Raw genomic sequence first — 15918 nt, 5'->3', positions numbered from 1 at the left:
GGCGCCAGGCCTGTCCGTCGTCCAACTGCTCGTCCGGATTGGTGATCACTGTTCCTCCGTACTGCTCAGCCCGAACCGCGTGAACGCCGTGCGCGACGGCAGCTCGTAGACCGTACGCCCGCAGACGCTGTTCACGATCGAGGCCGCGCGCCACGCGGCCAGCCCCAGGTCGGGCGCACCCACGCCGTGCGTGTGCCGTTCCGCATTCTGCACGTACAGCGAACCGTCCACACCTGAGAGCCGCAACCGGTGGTCGCGCTCGACGACCGGCCTGCCGCGCTCGTCCCGTTCCAGCCGCCGCGCGAGCGGCCCCAGGAGCCCGTCCACCGGCGTCTCGGCATACCCCGTCGCGCACACCACGGCGTCCGCCCGCCACTCGGCGCCGGAACCCTGCTGCCTGTGCCGCAACTGTAGTGAGATGCGGCCTTCGTACGCGGCCCCGACCACCTCGACGCCGGGTGTCAGGGTGACGTCGGGCCAGCCGCCGAGGCTGCGGCGGTACAGCTCGCCGTGGATCTCGGCGATCGTGTCCGCGTCGATTCCCTTGTACAGCTGCCATTGTGCCGGGACCAGCTCGTCGCGCACCGGCTCGGGGAGCGCGTGGAAGAACCCGGTGTAGTCCGGGGCGAACTGCTCCAGCCCCAGCTTCGAGTACTCCATCGGCGCGAACGCGGGCGTGCGCGCGACCCAGCGCAGCCCGCCGGGCGCCGGCCGGTGCCGCAGGAGGTCGAGGAACACTTCGGCGCCGGACTGCCCGGAACCGACCACGACGACCTCGGGCGCGGAAAGGAGTTTTTCCCGCTCGGCCAGGTAATCCGCCGAGTGCAGCGCGGGCACCGACGGGTCGGCCACGAGCGCCCGCAACGGCTCCGGCACGAACGGCGAAGTGCCGACGCCGAGCACGACGTTGCGGGCGCGCACCGGCTCGCCCTCGGCCGGGGTGAGCGAAAAGGCGCCGTCCGCCCAGTCGACGGACTCGATCTCCACCCCGAACCGGCAGCTGGTGAGCCGTTCGCTGGCCCAGCGGCAGTAGTCGTCGTACTCCGCGCGCTCCAGGTGGAACTTTTCCGCGAAGTAGAACGGAAAGAGCCTGCCCCGCGCCCGCAGATAGTTCAAAAAGGACAGTTCGCTGGTCGGATCGGCCAGCGTCACCAGGTCGGCGAGGAAGGGCACCTGGATGGTGGCGCCCTCGATCAGCAGCCCCGGATGCCACCGGAACTCCTTGCGCCGCTCGAACATCGCGACCCGCAGCCCCGCCACCGGTTCGGCGAGCGCGGCGAGCGAGAGGTTGAACGGGCCTATCCCGACCCCCGCGAGGTCGAAGGTCACGAGGCGACCGCGCCTTCGGTGAGGTCGGCGCGTGCGGCCGTCACCGTCTCGTCGAGCAGGCCGAGGTAGTCCGCCGCGGTGGCGTGCGGGTGCAGGAGGGTGAGCTTGAGCCAGATCTCGCCGGGCGGCATCGTCGCGCGGCCGATGATCGCGGCGCCGGACTCCAGCAGCACGCGCCGCACCCGCGCCACGTCGCCGGAACGCGGCCGGAACAGCACAGTGGACAGGGTCGGCCTGCCCCACAGCTCCAGCGACGGATGCCGCTCGATGGCCGACGCCACCTCCTGCGCCGTGTGGCAGCAGCGCTCGATGAGCTCGCCCAGCCCCTCCGTCCCCAGCGCACGCAGCGTGACGGCCATGCGGAACGCGTCGGGCCGCCGCGAGGTGCGGATGGAGCGGCCGAGCAGATCGGGCAACCCGGCTTCGGTGTCGTCGTCGGCGTTCAGGTACTCCGCGCTCACCGACAGGGCCCGCAGGTCGGCGGCCTCGCGGGCGGCGAACAGGCCGGCCGAGATCGGCTGCCAGCCGAACTTGTGCATGTCCAGCGCGACCGAGTCCGCTTCCTCCAGCCCGTCCAGCAGGGGCCGCAAAGCCGGGCTGCACAAGGCCAAACCGCCGTACGCGGCGTCGACGTGGAACCGCGCGCCGTGTGCCCGGCACACCCGTGCGAGCTGCCGCAACGGGTCGATCTCGCCGGTGTTGGTGGTGCCCGCCGTCGCCACGACGATGGCGGGGCCGTCCAGCCCGCGCAGAACCCCGTCGAGCGCATCCGGGCGCATCCGCTCGCCTTCGCAGTCCACCACCAGCGGCGCCGGGACCCCGAGCAGCCAGGCCGCGCGGGAGACGCTGTGGTGGGCGTTGCGCCCGCAGACGGGACGGACGGCGGGCTCCTTTTCCCGTGCCAGCAACAACCCCAGCAGGTTGGACTCCGTGCCGCCGGTGGTGACGACCACGTCCGGCGCGGCCGCGGCCGGGTAGCACAACCGGGCGATGGCGGCACAGAAAGCGCTTTCCAGCTCACTGGCGACAGGCGCCTGGTCCCACGAATCCATCGACGGGTTCAGCGCGCTCGCGGCCACGTCCGCCGCCACCGACACGGCCAGCGGCGGACAGTGCAGATGCGCCGCGCAGCCCGGTTCGGCCGGGTCGACCGAGCCCGCCGCCAGCAACGTGCTCAGCTCGGAAAGCGCTTGCTCGGCACCCACCCCGCGGGCGGGGACGAGCGGCCCGGCCGCGGCCACCGCCGCGGCGACGGCCGCCGGCCCACCCGAAGGCCCCGGCGCCGCGCGCCCCGCCGAACCGGTGGCCATCCCGTTGAGCACCAACGGAATCAGCTCCGCGAGCCGCTGCCGCCCGTGCCCTCCGCCTGCCAGCGCTGCCGAATCGCCCACTGATCACTCCCTTAGCTTCTGTATCCCCGGCGGCGGAGCGGTCGCGGTGGGCCGTGCGCTTGCGCCGCCGGGCGTTCCACAGCCAGGGACTGCCTCAGGTTCCGCTACCCGCACCGCCCGGCAGACCACTCCTTAGGTATGCCTACGCTAAGCCACGATACGGACACCGGCGGCCCCGGGATACCTCCCGCGCGGCCTTTCCCACCAAAGTGCCCCTCGCGGGCCTGAGAAAGAAGACTCTCCGGGACGAATGCACCCGCGTGGATCAACGGGGAGCGAGCGCCTCGACCTGTGCCAGTGGGTCACCACCCGTGGGCAGCAGCGCGAGCACCGGGGTGCTCAGCCCGTTGTCCACATAGGACTGGAGCCGCTCCCGGCAGGCGTCGGGGTTGCCGTGCACGATGAGGTCGTCGACCACCTCGTCCGGGATCGCCGCGTTGGCCCCCTTGCGGTCACCGGCCGCCCACAGCTCGTGCATCTCCTTGAGCCGCTCACCGCGGCCGAGCCAGTCGTGGAACTTCGCGTACACGGGCACGGTCAGGTAACTGCTGATCAGCATCCGCCCGAGCGCGCGGGCCGCGTCCTTGTCCTCGGTGGGACAGACGAACACCCGTGCCACCAGTTCGAGGTCGGGGCCGACCTCGGCCCGGATCTTCGGCACGTCGGTGGGAGCGAGCCAGTTCGTGATCGCCCCGTCGGACTCCTTCGCGGCCAGCCTGAGCATGCCCGGCCGCAGCGCGGCGAGCATCACCTTCGGCGGCTTCTCCGGCACGCGCTCCAGTTTGAACCGGTTCACCGCGAAGGTCGGGTACTGCTCGGTGACCTTCTCCCCCGCCAGCGCCGCGCGCAGGAAGCGCAGCGTGTCCCGGCTGCGGGCGTACGGCTCGGTGAACTCCGCGGCGTTCCAGCCCGACACGATGACCGGCGAAGACGCGCCGATGCCGAGCACGAACCGCTCCGGCGCCGCCTCGGCCAGGGTGGCCGCGCTCATCGCGAGCAGCCCGGGGCCACGGGTGTACACGGGCACGATCGCCGTGCCGAGCCGCAACTGCGGCGCCCACTGCGAAGCCAGCAGCAGCGGCGAGAACGCGTCGGTGCCCGCCGTCTCGGCCGACCACGCGTCGGTGTAGCCCAGGTCGGGCAGGCGCTCGATCAGCGCGCGGTGCTCCAGCAGCGGGACCCCGGTCAGCGGGATCGTGATTCCCCAGCGCTTCACCGGCTCAGCTCCTTCTTGATCCACTCGATCTGCACCCGCATCAGGTTTTCGGCCACCTCTTCGGCCTGCGGGGTCATGTGCGTGGCGCCGACCAGCGGCAGGAACTGGTGCGCGCGCCCGGCCGCCAGCAGCGCCGAGGACAGCCGCAGGGCGTGCGCGACGAACACGTTGTCGTCGGCCAGCCCGTGCACGATCATCAGCGACCGGCGCAGCCCCGGCGCATCGGCGAGCAGCGAGTTCCGCTCGTACGCGGCCGGTTCGTCCTGCGGTTTGCCCAGGTAGCGCTCGGTGTAGTGGGTGTCGTACAACGACCAGTCGGTGACCGGGGCGCCCGCGACGGCGGCGTGGAACACGTCCGGGCGGCGCAGTACGGCGAGCGCGGAGAGGAAGCCGCCGAAGGACCAGCCGCGGATCGCGACCCGCTCCAGATCCAGCTCCGGGTGCTCGGCGGCCGCGGCGTGCAGCGCGTCGACCTGGTCGGTCAGCGGGACCTCGGCGAGCTCGCCCGCGATCTCCTTCTCCCACGCCGGGCCGCGACCCGGCGTGCCGCGGCCGTCGGCGACCAGCACCGCGAAACCCTGATCCGCCAGCCACTGCGAGGTGAGGAAGGCGTTGCGGCTCTGCAGCACGCGCTGCGCGTGCGGGCCGCCGTACGGGTCGAGCAGCACCGGGAGCTTCTCGCCGGGCTTGTGGCCGGTGGGCAGGAGCACGGCCGCGCGCAGGCCGCGTTCGCCCAGGGTGAGCCATTTCGGGCGCGGTTCCAGGCCGGGGTCGACGGGGTAGGAGGAGACCTTCGCGACCGGTTCGCCGTTCCGCAGCACGGAAACCTCGGGGCCGGCGTGTTCGAGACTCCACGACGAGAGCACCGTGACCGCCGCCGTACCGGAGCCGACGTGCACACCGTCCGAAGTGGACAGACGGGTGACCGGGCCGGTGCGGTAGACGTGGATCTGCGTCGGGTCGGCGTCGGAGGCGCTGAACAGCACCTCGTCGCCGACGTCGAGCACCGAGCGGACCTGCAGCTCCGGTCCGGTGACCGGTTCGCCGTCGATGATCAGCCGGTACGAGCCGTCCGCGCCGCTGACGTGCACGAGCCTGCCGTCGTTCGTCCACGCCGGGACCCCTGGCACGATCTCGACCCACCGCTCGTCGGTTTCGGTGCGCAGGAGTTTGGTCCGCCCGGTCGCCGGGTCCACCGAGTGGATCTCCAGTTTCCGCTGGTCGCGGGGTTGCACGGCGAGCAGCGGCGGTCCGCCCGCCGACCAGTGCACGGCGACGAGGTACTCCCACTCGCAGCCCTCGACGTCCACCCGCGTGCCGTCGAGGCCGAGGAACGCGAGCGCCACGTCGACGTTGCGCTCGCCGGTGGCCGGGTACGCGACCGTGTTGACGGGCGTGTTCGGGTTCGCGGAGTCGGCGATGTTCCAGCGCGGCACCCCGGTGCGGTCGGTGCGCTCCACCAGCAGGCTCTGGCCGTCCGGCGACCACCAGTAGCCGCGGGCCCGGCCCAGCTCCTCACCGGCGATGAACTCGGCAAGGCCCCACGCGATGTCTTCGCCTGCCTCATCGACCAGCGCCCTGTCCTGCCCCGAGGCCAGCTCGATCACGCGCAGCCGCCGGTCGCGGACGTAGGCGACGTGGGTGCCTGCCGGGTTCGGGCGCGGGTCGACGACCGCGCTGTCGACCAGTTCGGTGACCTCGCGGGTCGCCAGGTCGACCGTGAAGAGCTTGCCGGACAACGAAAACGCGGCCACGCCTGCCGCGGCATCGGTGGCGTAGCCGACGACGCCACCGGCGCTCTCCCGGCTGCGCTCGCGGCGGGCGCGTTCCTCGGGCGGCAGGTTCTCCTCACCCGGCAGCAGTTCGACGGCGTCGACGATCTTCGTCTCTTCGCCCGACTCCAGATCCAGCTGCCACAGGCTGTTGCGGCGGTCGACGCCCGACTCCGAGCGCAGGAACAGCAACGCCCGCCCGTCCGGTGAAACGCGGAACTCGCGGGGTGTGCCGAGGGTGAAACGCTGGGTGCGGGCCTGCTTGCGGAGGAAGGAGAGCTCGTCGGTCACTCCCGCACTCTTTCAGACGTGACAAGCCGGAGCCAGCACCCCGAGAATGTGCCGGGCTCGTCACGGAGGTGCGGCATGAAGTACGTGCTCTTCTACGAAGCCGGGCGGCTCGACCGCGCGGCCGAACTGTACCCCGCGCACCGGGCGCGGATCGACGAGTTCCACCGGCGCGGCACGCTGCTCTCCGTCGGCACCCTGGACGACCCGCCCGGCAGCGCGATGGGCGTGTTCACCACGCGCGCCGCGGCGGAGGAGTTCGCCGGGGAGGACCCCCTCGTGCTCGGCGGGGTCGTCGGCGCATGGCGGGTCGCGGAGTGGAACGAGATCCTGCAACCCTGATGCTGCGGCGCGCCTCCCTGATCCGCAACGATTCACCGTTCACCGGGACCACAACGCAATGATCAGGGCCTCCCGGCGCCGCCCCGCGTGCTCTTACCCTGGTGGCATGACCAGCTTCATCGCGCTCGACGAACAGTGGAGCACGCACAACTACCACCCGCTGCCGGTCGTGCTCACCGAGGGCGATGGCGCCTGGGTGACCGACGTCGAGGGCCGCCGCTACCTGGACTTCCTGTCCGCGTACTCGGCGCTCAACTTCGGCCACCGGCATCCGGCGCTGGTCGAGGCCGCCACCACCCAGCTGGGCAGGATCACGCTGACCTCGCGCGCCTTCCACCACGACCAGCTCGGCCCGTTCTGCGCGGAGCTGGCCGCGCTGACGGGCACCGAGATGGTGCTGCCGATGAACTCCGGCGCCGAGGCCGTCGAGTCGGCGCTGAAGGTGGCCCGCAAATGGGCGTACGAGGCCAAGGGCATCCCGGACGGACAGGCCGAGATCGTGGTCGCGGGCTCCAACTTCCACGGCCGCACCACCACGATCGTCTCGTTCTCGACCGACGAGTCCGCCCGCGCCCACTTCGGCCCGTTCACGCCGGGGTTCGTGGTGGTCAAGTACGGCGATGTCGCCGCGCTGCGTGACGCGATCACCGAGCGCACGGCGGCGGTGCTGCTCGAGCCGGTGCAGGGCGAGGCGGGCGTCATCGTCCCGCCGGACGGCTACTTCGCCGAGGCCCGGCGCCTGTGCGACGAGGCGGGCGCCCTGCTGATCGCGGACGAGATCCAGTCCGGCCTCGCCCGCACGGGCACGCTGCTGGCGCTGGACCACGAGCACGTACGAGCCGATCTGTACACCCTCGGCAAGGCCCTCGGCGGCGGCATCGTGCCGTTGTCGGCGGTGGTCGGACGGCGCGACGTGCTCGGCGTGCTGCGGCCGGGCGAGCACGGCTCGACGTTCGGCGGGAACCCGCTCGCCTGCGCGGTCGGGCGCGCGGTGCTCGTGCTGCTGTCCAGCGGCGAGTACCAGCAGCGCTCCACGGCGCTGGGCGCGCACCTGCACGCACGGCTGGGCGAACTGATCGGGCACGGGCTCGCGGAGGTCCGCGGGCGCGGGTTGTGGGCGGGCATCGACATCACGCCCGGCGGCCTGTCCGGGCGGCAGGCGTCGGAGGCGCTGGCGGAGAAGGGCGTGCTGTGCAAGGAAACGCACGGGAACACGCTGCGCCTCGCGCCGCCGCTGATGATCAGCGAGGAAGACCTCGACACCGGCATCGACGCGATCGCGAAAGTGGTGCGGCGCTGAAAACCTGGCTGGCGGCCGTCGCCGCGCTGATCACGGTGGGCCTCGCCTTCGTGCCCTACGGCGGCGGGGTGCCGCGGCACCAAGGCGCGCTCCTGGAACTGTTCGTGGCGCCCACGGATTCCTACGTCCTCATCCCGCTGGTCGCGCTGATGACGATCCTTTGTGGACTCCAACGGCGCTGGCGTGACACCGTCCTCTGTGTACTGGGCGCGACGGTTCCGGTGCTGCTGAACACTTTCGTGCTGAAACCCGTCTTCGCGCACCACCTCGACGACTACCTCGCCTACCCCAGCGGGCACACCGTCAGCCTCGTCGCCCCGCTGACCGTGCTGGTTCTCCTTGCACGGCAAGGGATCCCGCGCCTGGTGACGCTCGCGGTCGCGGTGGTGGTGACGGCGTGCGCCGGGGTCGGGCTGGTCGGCCTCGGCTACCACTACCCGCTGGACGTGGTGGGCGGCGCGTGCTTCGCGGTGGCCGCCGTGCTCACGCTTTCGCTGTGCTTGCGTCGCGCGCCAGCGCCGTCAGACGGCTCACCGCGCGCAGGTACTTCTTCCGGTAGCCGCCCTGCATCATCTCCTCGGTGAACAGGTTCGACAGGGGTTCCCCGGAGGAGAGCACGGGGATCGCGCGGTCGTAGAGCCGGTCCGCGAAAGCGACCAGCCGCAGCCCGACGTTCTGGTCCGGCGCCGCGTGCACGCCACGCAGGTGCACCATGCTCACGCCGTCGACGAGCCGGCCGTACTTCGACGGGTGCAGGCTCGCGAGGTGGTCGACCAGCTTGTCGAAATCGTCGATCGAGGAGCCCTCGTGCTGCTCCGCGGACGCTTCGAGCGTGGCGTCGTCGACCGGGGGCGGCGGGTCGGGCAGGCCGCGGTGCCGGTAGTCGGGGCCGTCCACGCGCACGACCGAAAACCGCTGGGAGAGCGACTGGATCTCGCGCAGGAAGTCCTCCGCCGCGAACCGGCCCTCGCCGAGCTTGTCGGGCAACGTGTTCGAGGTGGCCGCCACGTACACGCCCGCGTTGGTGAGCTCCTTGAGCAGGCGGGTGACCAGCATCGTGTCGCCCGGATCGTCCAGTTCGAACTCGTCGATCGCGAGGATCTTGTGCTCGGCCAGGCGCCGCACGGCTTCGGTGAACCCGAGCGCGCCGACGAGGTGGGTCAGCTCCACGAAGGTGCCGTACGCCTTGGGCGAGGGCGCCGCGTGCCAGGTGGACGCGAGCAGGTGGGTCTTGCCGACACCGAACCCGCCGTCCAGGTAGAGCCCCATCGGGCCGGACGGGGTGGCGCTGCCGCCGCCGAAGAGCTTGAACCGCTTCTTCGGCGCGCCGCCGCCGATACGTCCGGCGAATTCGGAGCAGGCCGTGACCGCCGCGGCCTGGCTGGGTTCGTCCGGGTTCGGCACGTAGGTGGAGAACCGGACGGCGTCGAACCGCGGCGGCGGCACGAGCGCGGTGATCAGCTCGTCGGCCCCGATCTCGGGACGACGGTCGGTCAGATGCATACGGCGAGGGTAGTGCGCGCGTTCGCGCGAACCGCGCCTCCACCTCGGGTTGGGACGTAGCTCACCGCGTGAAAGCGCGCCGGTAGGCGGTGGGCGTGGTGCCCAGCACACGCCGGAAGTGCAGCCGCAGGTTGGCCGCGGTGCCCAGCCCGCAGTCGCGCGCCACCCGGTCCACCGAATGGTCCGTGGTCTCCAGCAGTTCCCGCGCCCGGCCGAGCCGCGCGTCGAGCAACCACCGCAACGGCGTCGTGCCCGTCTCCTCGGTGAAGCGGCGCATGAACGTGCGCTGCGAAACGCCCGCGTGGCGGGCGAGCGCGCGCAGCGTGAGCGGCTCGCCGAGACGCTGCAACGCCCAGCCGCGCGTCGCGGAGAGCGAAGCGTCCCCGGCCACCGCGACCGGAGCGGGCACGTACTGCGCCTGGCCGCCGTCGCGATGCGGCGCCGCCACCAGGCCTCGCGCCATTTCGTTGGCGGGCCCGGCACCGAGGTCGCGGCGCACGAGGTGCAGGCAAAGGTCTATCCCGCAACACACTCCGGCCGACGTGAGCACCTCGCCCTCGTCGACGTAGAGCACGTCACGATCGACCGCCACCGCGGGAAAATCCCGTTCGAGCTCCTCGATGTGCTTCCAATGGGTGGTGGCGTGCAGACCGTCCAGCACGCCCGCCGAGGCCAGCGCGAACGCGCCCGTGCAGATCGACACCACCCGCCGGCCCCGGTCACGCGCCGCGGCCAGGACCTCGAGCACGGCCTCGGGCGGCGTCCGGAGCGGCTCGAACCCGGGCACGATCACGGTGTCGGCCGCGCGCACCTCATCGAGACCGCCGGGCGCGGCCAGGCCGAAACCCGCCGTGGTGGCCACCGTCGAACCGAGCCCGCACACCGTCATCTCGTACGGGGTTTCCGGGCGGGCACTGAAGATCTGCGCCGGGATGGCCAGATCGAGCGGGGTGACCCCGTCCAGGGCGAGCACGGCTACCCGATGCACCGTCATGGCAATATCCTAACGAAGCGCGGCAATTTTGCCACTCGCCAGTTCAGCGCCCTCGGAGCGAGGCTTGAGCCGTGACGACCGACAGCCTGACCGCGCTGCCCGGCACCCCGCTCGCCGCCGCCGTCGTAGACCTGATCCGCCCGGTGGAGACGCCGTCGGTGTTCAACCACAGCGTCCGCAGCTACCTGTTCGCCCGGCTGGTCGCCCGGCACCGCGGCCTCGACTACGACGACGACCTGTTGTTCGCCGCCTGCGCGATGCACGACCTCGGGGTCGCCCCGGACGGCCCGCACCGCCAGCGGTTCGAGGTGGAAGGAGCCGACCGCGCCGCCGAATTCCTCATCGCACGCGGTGTGCCCGCGGCCGGCGCCGACGCGGTGTGGCAGGCGATCGCCCTGCACACCTCGCCCGGCATCGCCGAACGCCGCGGCACGTTGTGCGTGCTCGTCCGCGAAGGGGTCGCCGCCGATTTCGGCGGGCCGCTGGGCACGACCGACGCCGTCACCGACGAACAGGGCGCGGCCGTGCACGCCGCCTATCCGCGGCTGGAAATGATCCGCTCGCTCATCGACGCGATCGTCGCGCAGGCGGCGAAGAATCCGGCGAACGCGCCCCGGTACTCGATTCCCGGGGAATTCCTCCGCGAACGCGAGGCCTATGGCCGGACCCGGATGGAACACGCCTGCCGTTCGTCCCGCTGGGGCGACTGAAAGAAAGGGAAGAAATGACCGGCTACACCGTGGAAATCCCGGCGGACTCGGAAGTGTTCGGGGTCGGCGCCGACGCCTTCGCGAGATTCGGCTATTCCGCCGCCGTCCGCGCGGGCGATCTCTTGTTCATCGCGGGCACGATCGGGCGGCGCCCGGACGGCGCCATTCCGGAAACCGTCGGGGAACAGACCGAAATCGCCATCCGGCGTATCGAAGAAATCCTGCGGCTGGAAGGACTCGACCTGTCCGCGCTCGTCGACGTGACCAGCTATCACGTCGACATCCACCGCACGCTGCCCGATTTCCTGGAGGCCAAGCGGCCGCTCATCAAGCCGCCGTACCCGACGTGGTCGCTGATCGGCGTCAGCGGCCTCGCCAGCCCCGGCCTGTTCGTCGAAATCCGTGCCACCGCCGCCTATCCCGAGGACCGCCTACGATAGGTGATCATGCGGATGCTCTGGCCCGAAGCGATCGACGAGGTCTCCGACGCGGACCTGGAACGGCTCTACGGTTACCCGGAACAGCCGGGCAAACCATGGGTGCAGGTCAACTTCGTCTCCTCCGCCGACGGCGCGGCCACCGTGGAGGACAAGTCCGAGGGCCTGTCCCACCCTGCCGACAAGCGGATCTTCCTGCTCGGCCGCGACCTCGCCGACGTCGTGCTCGTCGGCGCGGGCACGGCGCGCGCCGAGCAGTACCGGGGCGCCCGCGTGAACGAGGAGCGCCGGGCCCGCCGCGCGCGGCTCGGCCTCTCCCCCGTCCCGCCGATCGCCGTGGTCAGCGGGAGCGCGCGGATCGAACCGGACTGCCCGCTGTTCACCGACACCGAGGTCCCGCCGATCATCGTCACCACCGAGCACGCGCCGGCGGAGCGCCGCGCGAAGCTCTCGGACGCCGGGGCGGACATCGTGATCGCCGGGGAGCAGATGGTCGAACTGCCGATCGCGCTGGCGGAACTGGACCGGCGCGGGCTGCGCCGGGTCAACTGCGAGGGCGGGCCGCACCTGTTCGGCGAGCTGATCGCGGAGGACCTCGTCGACCAGCTCTGCCTGACCATCGCGCCGGTGCTCGCGGGCGCCGGCGCGAACCGGATCGCGATGGGCCGCAACGCCAGCCAGGGTGAGCGGCTCGACCTGGCGTCCCTGTTGCTGGAGGACGATTTCACGATGTTCCGCTATCGCAAGCGCGGGTCGTAGGGCGGCCGGGTAGCCGGTGCGGCCGCCTTCACACCGGCGGCGATCGCCGCCATGGTCGCCGTGAGGATGGCGAAGATGACCGCCAGCCCGATGGCGACGTCGTCGCTGTCGCCGAACCCGAAGACGAAACTCAGCTGATCTCCCAAGGCGGTTCCGTTCAGCAGCGGCGAGGCCACGATGATCGCCACGACATAGAACAAACACAGCGCGAACAGTGTCCACGCTCCGGCGACCCTGCGGGCGAAGGTGAATCCGGCCGCGACCACCAACGCCCCGGCGCCGCCGAGGCCGCCGACCGCGTTCTGCAGCACCAGGCCGGTCCGGGTGCCGTGGACGAGGCTGTACAACGCGAACCACACGAGCATGCCCGCGGTGACCAGCGCCAGGATCCCGGCGAACACGGCCGCCACGGGGTTCGCCCTCGGTCCGGGTGGCGCGGGTTCCGGTGGACGGCCGTAGTAAGGCCCGCCGTAGTGCGGATATCCATGCTGCGGCGGATTCGGCTGCATCCCCACTCCTTGCTCGTGTCGGCTCCGATCATGGCCGGGGATCGCCGGCGAAAGCGGACGGTGGCCGGTTGCTGACAGCGATCCCGAACAGCCGTCGTCCGACTAGGGTGGGGCCCATGCCGGAGCCGATTCGCTCGCCCCGCCTGGATCTGGTGGAGCTGAGCGCGGAACTGCTGGTGTGGATCGCCGAGGAGAATCTCGACGCGATCGAGGACACTCTCGGCGTCACGGTTTCGCCCGCCTGGCTGCCGACAGTGCCCGCGAAGACGAACTACAAGCTGTTGCGCGAAGATCCGGCGAACAGGCCGTGGCTGTCCCGCGGCATCGTGCTGCGCGCGGAGCGCGCGCTGATCGGCGAGGTCGGCTTCCACAGCGCGCCGGACGAGCTGGCCGTCGTCGAACTGAGCTACGAAGTCCTGCCCGGCTACCGCCGCCGGGGCATCGCCGCCGAAGCCGTCCTCGCCCTCACCGACTGGGCCTACGAAACCGGCGAGGCGGGCACCGCCTACGCCACCATCGAAGCGGGCAACACGGCCTCCATCGGACTCGTCCGCTCGCTCGGTTTCCTCCGCGGCGAGCTGTACGAGGAGCCCGGCATCCAGTTCTACGAAAGCGGGCTTCCGCTGCGCCGCTGAGGCAGAATGGCGCGCATGCTGCACCCGCCGATCCAGCCGATGCTCGCCCGCGCGGTCAAAACGATCCCGGACGGCGGTGACCTGCTGTTCGAGCCCAAATGGGACGGCTTCCGCTGTCTGGTGTTCCGCGACGGCGACGAGCTGACCCTCCAGTCGAGGGCGGGCAAACCGCTCAACCGGTACTTCCCGGAGGTGCTCGCCGAGCTGGGCGCGAAGCTGCCGGAACGGGTGGTGCTCGACGGCGAACTGGTCGTGGCCCGCGGCGGCAGGCTGGACTTCGACGCGCTCACCGAACGGATCCACCCTGCCAAGAGCCGCGTCACCCTGCTCGCCGGGCAGACCCCGGCCACGTTCGTCGCGTTCGACCTGCTGGAGCTCGGCGACGAGTCCTTTGTGGACGAACCGACCGGTACCCGGAGGGCGGCACTGGAAAAGCTGACGGGCCTGAACATCACCCCCGCCACCACCGACCCGGAAACCGCGCGGCACTGGTTCACCCTGTTCGAGGGCGCCGGACTGGACGGCGTGATCGGCAAACCGCTGGCCGAGCCGTACACGCCGGGCAAACGGATCATGGCCAAGTACAAGCACGCCCGCACCGCCGACTGCGTCGTGGCCGGTTTGCGCTGGCACAAGGACTCCACGCCCGGCGAGGCCGTCGGCTCGCTCCTGCTCGGGCTGTACGACGACGCTGGCGTGCTGCACCACGTCGGCGTGGTCGGCTCCTTCCCGGTCGCGCGGCGCCGCGAGCTCGCCGGGGAACTGGCCGAGTTGATCACGGACGGGGAGGGGCATCCATGGCTGGGCGACGCCGTCGTCGAGGGCCAGCGGCTCCCCGGCGGGATCACGCGCTGGCGCAGCACCGAGCACGAATGGGTGCCGTTGAAGCTGGAGCGGGTGGTCGAAGTCGCCTACGAGCACACCGAAGGCGGCCATCCCGGCCGGTTCCGGCACACCGCGCAGTTCGTGCGCTGGCGCCCGGATCGCGAACCCTCCTCCTGCGGATACGCCCAGCTGGACGAACCCGCCCGCTACGACCTCGACGCGGTGTTCAAAGGTGAGGTACGGACTGCCTGACCCGCTTACCCGCCGCTCACTCCGGCCATGCGAAGGTCAAGGCCGAACGCGTATCGAAGTGAGGGGAACCGTCTTGCGCCGCCGGCCTACTCTGTTGCTGCTCGCCGCGCTGGTGCCCGCGCTGCTCGCCGGCTGCACGGCCGGGCCGTCGCAGCGGCCCGCGGTCGTGGAGAACGACGAGCCCGCGGCGTCCACGCAGGCGAGCGCGAACCAGGCCGTGCCGCTGCCGGAGCTGACCGAACCGAAGTCCTCGTCGGTGCAGTGGAGCGACTGCGACCAGCAGACCCGCGCCCGGCTCGATCCGCCCGAAGTTCCCGGCACGCTGAAGTTCAGCTGCGCCGACGTCCTCTCCGTGCTCGACGCGCCGGATCTGCCCGGCCGCGCCCAGACGCACATCGCGCTGCTGAAGGCGGGCGACGGCCCGATCCCGCTGGTGGTGCTCAACGACGTGGACGGCGAGCCCGGCACGCTGTACGCCGCGCACCTCGCCGCCACCCTGCCCGCTTCCGTGCTGCAGCGGTTCTCCCTGATCGGGATGGACCGGCGCGGCACCGGCGATTCCGACGCGGTGGCCTGCGTGCCCAGCGACGTCCGCGGCCAGTTGTTCAGCCAGGATCCGGCCACCACCGACGTCGACACCGTGCTCGACGCCGGGCGCAAGGCCGGGCAGCAGTGCGCCATCGAGCTGGGCTCCACCCAGCAGGCCATCGACGCCTGGCGCACGGCGGGCGATCTCGACGAGGTGCGGGACCAGCTCGGTGTGCCGAAGCTGAACGCGATCGCGCGCGGCGAAGCCTCCACGGTCCTGACCGCTTACACCAACCGGTTCTCCAGCCGGGTCGGCCGCTTCGTGCTGGACGGCATCCCGGACCCGTCGCCGGACCCGGCCACGGTGCTCGGCGATCTCGCGTCCGCCCAGCAGACGGCGCTCGACGCGTTCGGCAAGGCCACCGGGATCGACGCGACGGCCGAGGTCACCGCGCTGCTCAGCCAGGTGCGCGCGGCGCCGCCGCAGCTGTCCGACGACGTGCCGTTCGGGCCCGGCGTCGCGCTGAACGCCGTGCTCACCGGGCTCGCGACCAAGGCTCGCTGGCCGGAGCTGGCGCAGGCGATCCAGGCCGCCCGCGGCGGGAACCCGACACAGCTGGCGAAGTTCGTCGCCCCGATGCTGAACGGCTCGCCGCTGGCGCCGTCCCGGCTCGACGGGGCGCTGGCCACACTGTGCAACGACACGAGCACGCGGATGCCGGCGGACCAGATCGGCACGCTGACCGACAAGCTGCGCGGGCAGTCCCCGTTGTTCGGCGGCCTGGCCACGCAGCGGCTTTCGTGGTGCGCGCCCTGGCCGGGCCCGATGGACGCGATGCCGTCGCTGGCCGCGTCCGGGCTGCCGCCGATACTGGTGGCGAGCACGGCGGTGGACCCGGTGACGCCGGGAACGGGCACGAGCCGCGCCGTCGGGCAGATGTCCAGCGCCGTCGAGGTGTCGTGGCAGGGAGCGGGGCACGGGGCGATGAGCTCCCCCTGCGTCGGCGAGGCCGTCCGGGCGTTCCTCGTGGACGGGAAGGTGCCCACCAACGGCACCCTCTGCCCGGCTTAGCAGGCCCGGTACTCTTGGCGTTCACCATCAGTCGCTGAAGTCAAGTCCCACCTGGG

16 protein-coding genes are annotated in these 15918 nt (G+C 71.6%); 9 read left to right on the top strand and 7 right to left on the bottom strand.

Annotation, left to right across the window (positions count from 1 at the left end; translation table 11 throughout):
* Nucleotides 1–45: 45 nt before the first annotated feature.
* The 4 genes from FPZ12_RS03955 to FPZ12_RS03940 form a co-directional block, all read right to left on the bottom strand.
* Complete coding sequence (locus FPZ12_RS03955) at nucleotides 46–1329, bottom strand: lysine N(6)-hydroxylase/L-ornithine N(5)-oxygenase family protein (RefSeq protein WP_144745590.1); 1284 nt, start codon at nucleotides 1327–1329, stop codon at nucleotides 46–48.
* On the bottom strand, nucleotides 1326–2720 hold the full coding sequence (locus FPZ12_RS03950) for a pyridoxal phosphate-dependent decarboxylase family protein (protein WP_243769659.1): 1395 nt from the start codon (nucleotides 2718–2720) through the stop codon (nucleotides 1326–1328). The genes FPZ12_RS03955 and FPZ12_RS03950 overlap by 4 nt, the downstream gene beginning before the upstream one ends.
* 265 nt (nucleotides 2721–2985) lie before the next feature.
* Nucleotides 2986–3936, bottom strand: a complete 951-nt coding sequence (locus tag FPZ12_RS03945; protein ID WP_144745589.1) for an LLM class F420-dependent oxidoreductase — start codon at nucleotides 3934–3936, stop codon at nucleotides 2986–2988.
* Entirely contained in the window at nucleotides 3933–5999 is a 2067-nt protein-coding gene (locus FPZ12_RS03940) for a S9 family peptidase (protein WP_144745588.1), read from the bottom strand. The genes FPZ12_RS03945 and FPZ12_RS03940 overlap by 4 nt, the downstream gene beginning before the upstream one ends.
* Nucleotides 6000–6074: 75 nt before the next feature.
* On the opposite strand from FPZ12_RS03940, the gene FPZ12_RS03935 reads away from it, so the two are divergent.
* The 3 genes from FPZ12_RS03935 to FPZ12_RS03925 all read left to right on the top strand — a co-directional run bounded on the left by FPZ12_RS03935 (nucleotide 6075) and on the right by FPZ12_RS03925 (nucleotide 8222).
* Complete coding sequence (locus FPZ12_RS03935; RefSeq protein WP_144745587.1) at nucleotides 6075–6338, top strand: YciI family protein; 264 nt, start codon at nucleotides 6075–6077, stop codon at nucleotides 6336–6338.
* 106 nt (nucleotides 6339–6444) lie between these two features.
* The gene (rocD, locus tag FPZ12_RS03930; protein ID WP_144745586.1) at nucleotides 6445–7638 is read left to right on the top strand and encodes an ornithine--oxo-acid transaminase; all 1194 of its coding nucleotides are present in this window, start codon (nucleotides 6445–6447) and stop codon (nucleotides 7636–7638) included.
* A gap of 35 nt (nucleotides 7639–7673) precedes the next feature.
* Nucleotides 7674–8222 (top strand): phosphatase PAP2 family protein, encoded by a 549-nt coding sequence (locus FPZ12_RS03925; protein ID WP_243769658.1) that lies wholly within the window; start codon nucleotides 7674–7676, stop codon nucleotides 8220–8222.
* On the opposite strand, the gene zapE is transcribed toward FPZ12_RS03925, so the two are convergent.
* Together zapE and FPZ12_RS03915 are read right to left on the bottom strand one after the other, a co-directional pair.
* The gene (gene zapE, locus FPZ12_RS03920) at nucleotides 8122–9141 is read right to left on the bottom strand and encodes a cell division protein ZapE (protein WP_144745585.1); all 1020 of its coding nucleotides are present in this window, start codon (nucleotides 9139–9141) and stop codon (nucleotides 8122–8124) included. The two genes, FPZ12_RS03925 and zapE, sit on opposite strands and share 101 nt — an antisense overlap.
* Nucleotides 9142–9202: 61 nt before the next feature.
* Nucleotides 9203–10135, bottom strand: a complete 933-nt coding sequence (locus tag FPZ12_RS03915) for a GlxA family transcriptional regulator (protein WP_144745584.1) — start codon at nucleotides 10133–10135, stop codon at nucleotides 9203–9205.
* Between the two features lie 71 nt (nucleotides 10136–10206).
* On the opposite strand from FPZ12_RS03915, the gene FPZ12_RS03910 reads away from it, so the two are divergent.
* Genes FPZ12_RS03910 through FPZ12_RS03900 form a run of 3 tightly spaced genes read left to right on the top strand, consistent with a single transcriptional unit; the run spans nucleotide 10207 to nucleotide 12041 of the window.
* Complete coding sequence (locus FPZ12_RS03910; RefSeq protein ID WP_208025726.1) at nucleotides 10207–10845, top strand: HD domain-containing protein; 639 nt, start codon at nucleotides 10207–10209, stop codon at nucleotides 10843–10845.
* Between the two features lie 14 nt (nucleotides 10846–10859).
* Nucleotides 10860–11285, top strand: a complete 426-nt coding sequence (locus FPZ12_RS03905) for a Rid family hydrolase (RefSeq protein ID WP_144745583.1) — start codon at nucleotides 10860–10862, stop codon at nucleotides 11283–11285.
* Nucleotides 11286–11291: 6 nt separating this feature from the next.
* A complete protein-coding gene (locus FPZ12_RS03900) occupies nucleotides 11292–12041 on the top strand; it encodes a pyrimidine reductase family protein (protein ID WP_144745582.1) in 750 nt (249 codons plus the stop codon).
* On the opposite strand, the gene FPZ12_RS03895 is transcribed toward FPZ12_RS03900, so the two are convergent.
* Nucleotides 12020–12550, bottom strand: coding sequence for a hypothetical protein (locus tag FPZ12_RS03895; RefSeq protein ID WP_144745581.1), 531 nt, complete (start codon nucleotides 12548–12550; stop codon nucleotides 12020–12022). The two genes, FPZ12_RS03900 and FPZ12_RS03895, sit on opposite strands and share 22 nt — an antisense overlap.
* Nucleotides 12551–12666: 116 nt before the next feature.
* Here FPZ12_RS03895 and FPZ12_RS03890 point away from each other — a divergent pair, with 116 nt between their 5' ends.
* From FPZ12_RS03890 to FPZ12_RS03880, 3 genes are all read left to right on the top strand, one after another.
* A complete protein-coding gene (locus FPZ12_RS03890) occupies nucleotides 12667–13185 on the top strand; it encodes a GNAT family N-acetyltransferase (protein WP_144745580.1) in 519 nt (172 codons plus the stop codon).
* A 6-nt stretch (nucleotides 13186–13191) separates the two neighbouring features.
* A complete protein-coding gene (locus FPZ12_RS03885) occupies nucleotides 13192–14262 on the top strand; it encodes an ATP-dependent DNA ligase (protein ID WP_144745579.1) in 1071 nt (356 codons plus the stop codon).
* A gap of 73 nt (nucleotides 14263–14335) precedes the next feature.
* Nucleotides 14336–15862 (top strand): alpha/beta hydrolase, encoded by a 1527-nt coding sequence (locus FPZ12_RS03880; RefSeq protein ID WP_243769657.1) that lies wholly within the window; start codon nucleotides 14336–14338, stop codon nucleotides 15860–15862.
* Nucleotides 15863–15918 lie beyond the last annotated feature (56 nt).

The sequence above is a fragment of the Amycolatopsis acidicola genome, from assembly GCF_007713735.2.
GTDB classification, from domain to species: domain Bacteria; phylum Actinomycetota; class Actinomycetes; order Mycobacteriales; family Pseudonocardiaceae; genus Amycolatopsis_E; species Amycolatopsis_E acidicola.
This window is presented reverse-complemented; position numbering and strand designations above follow the sequence as displayed.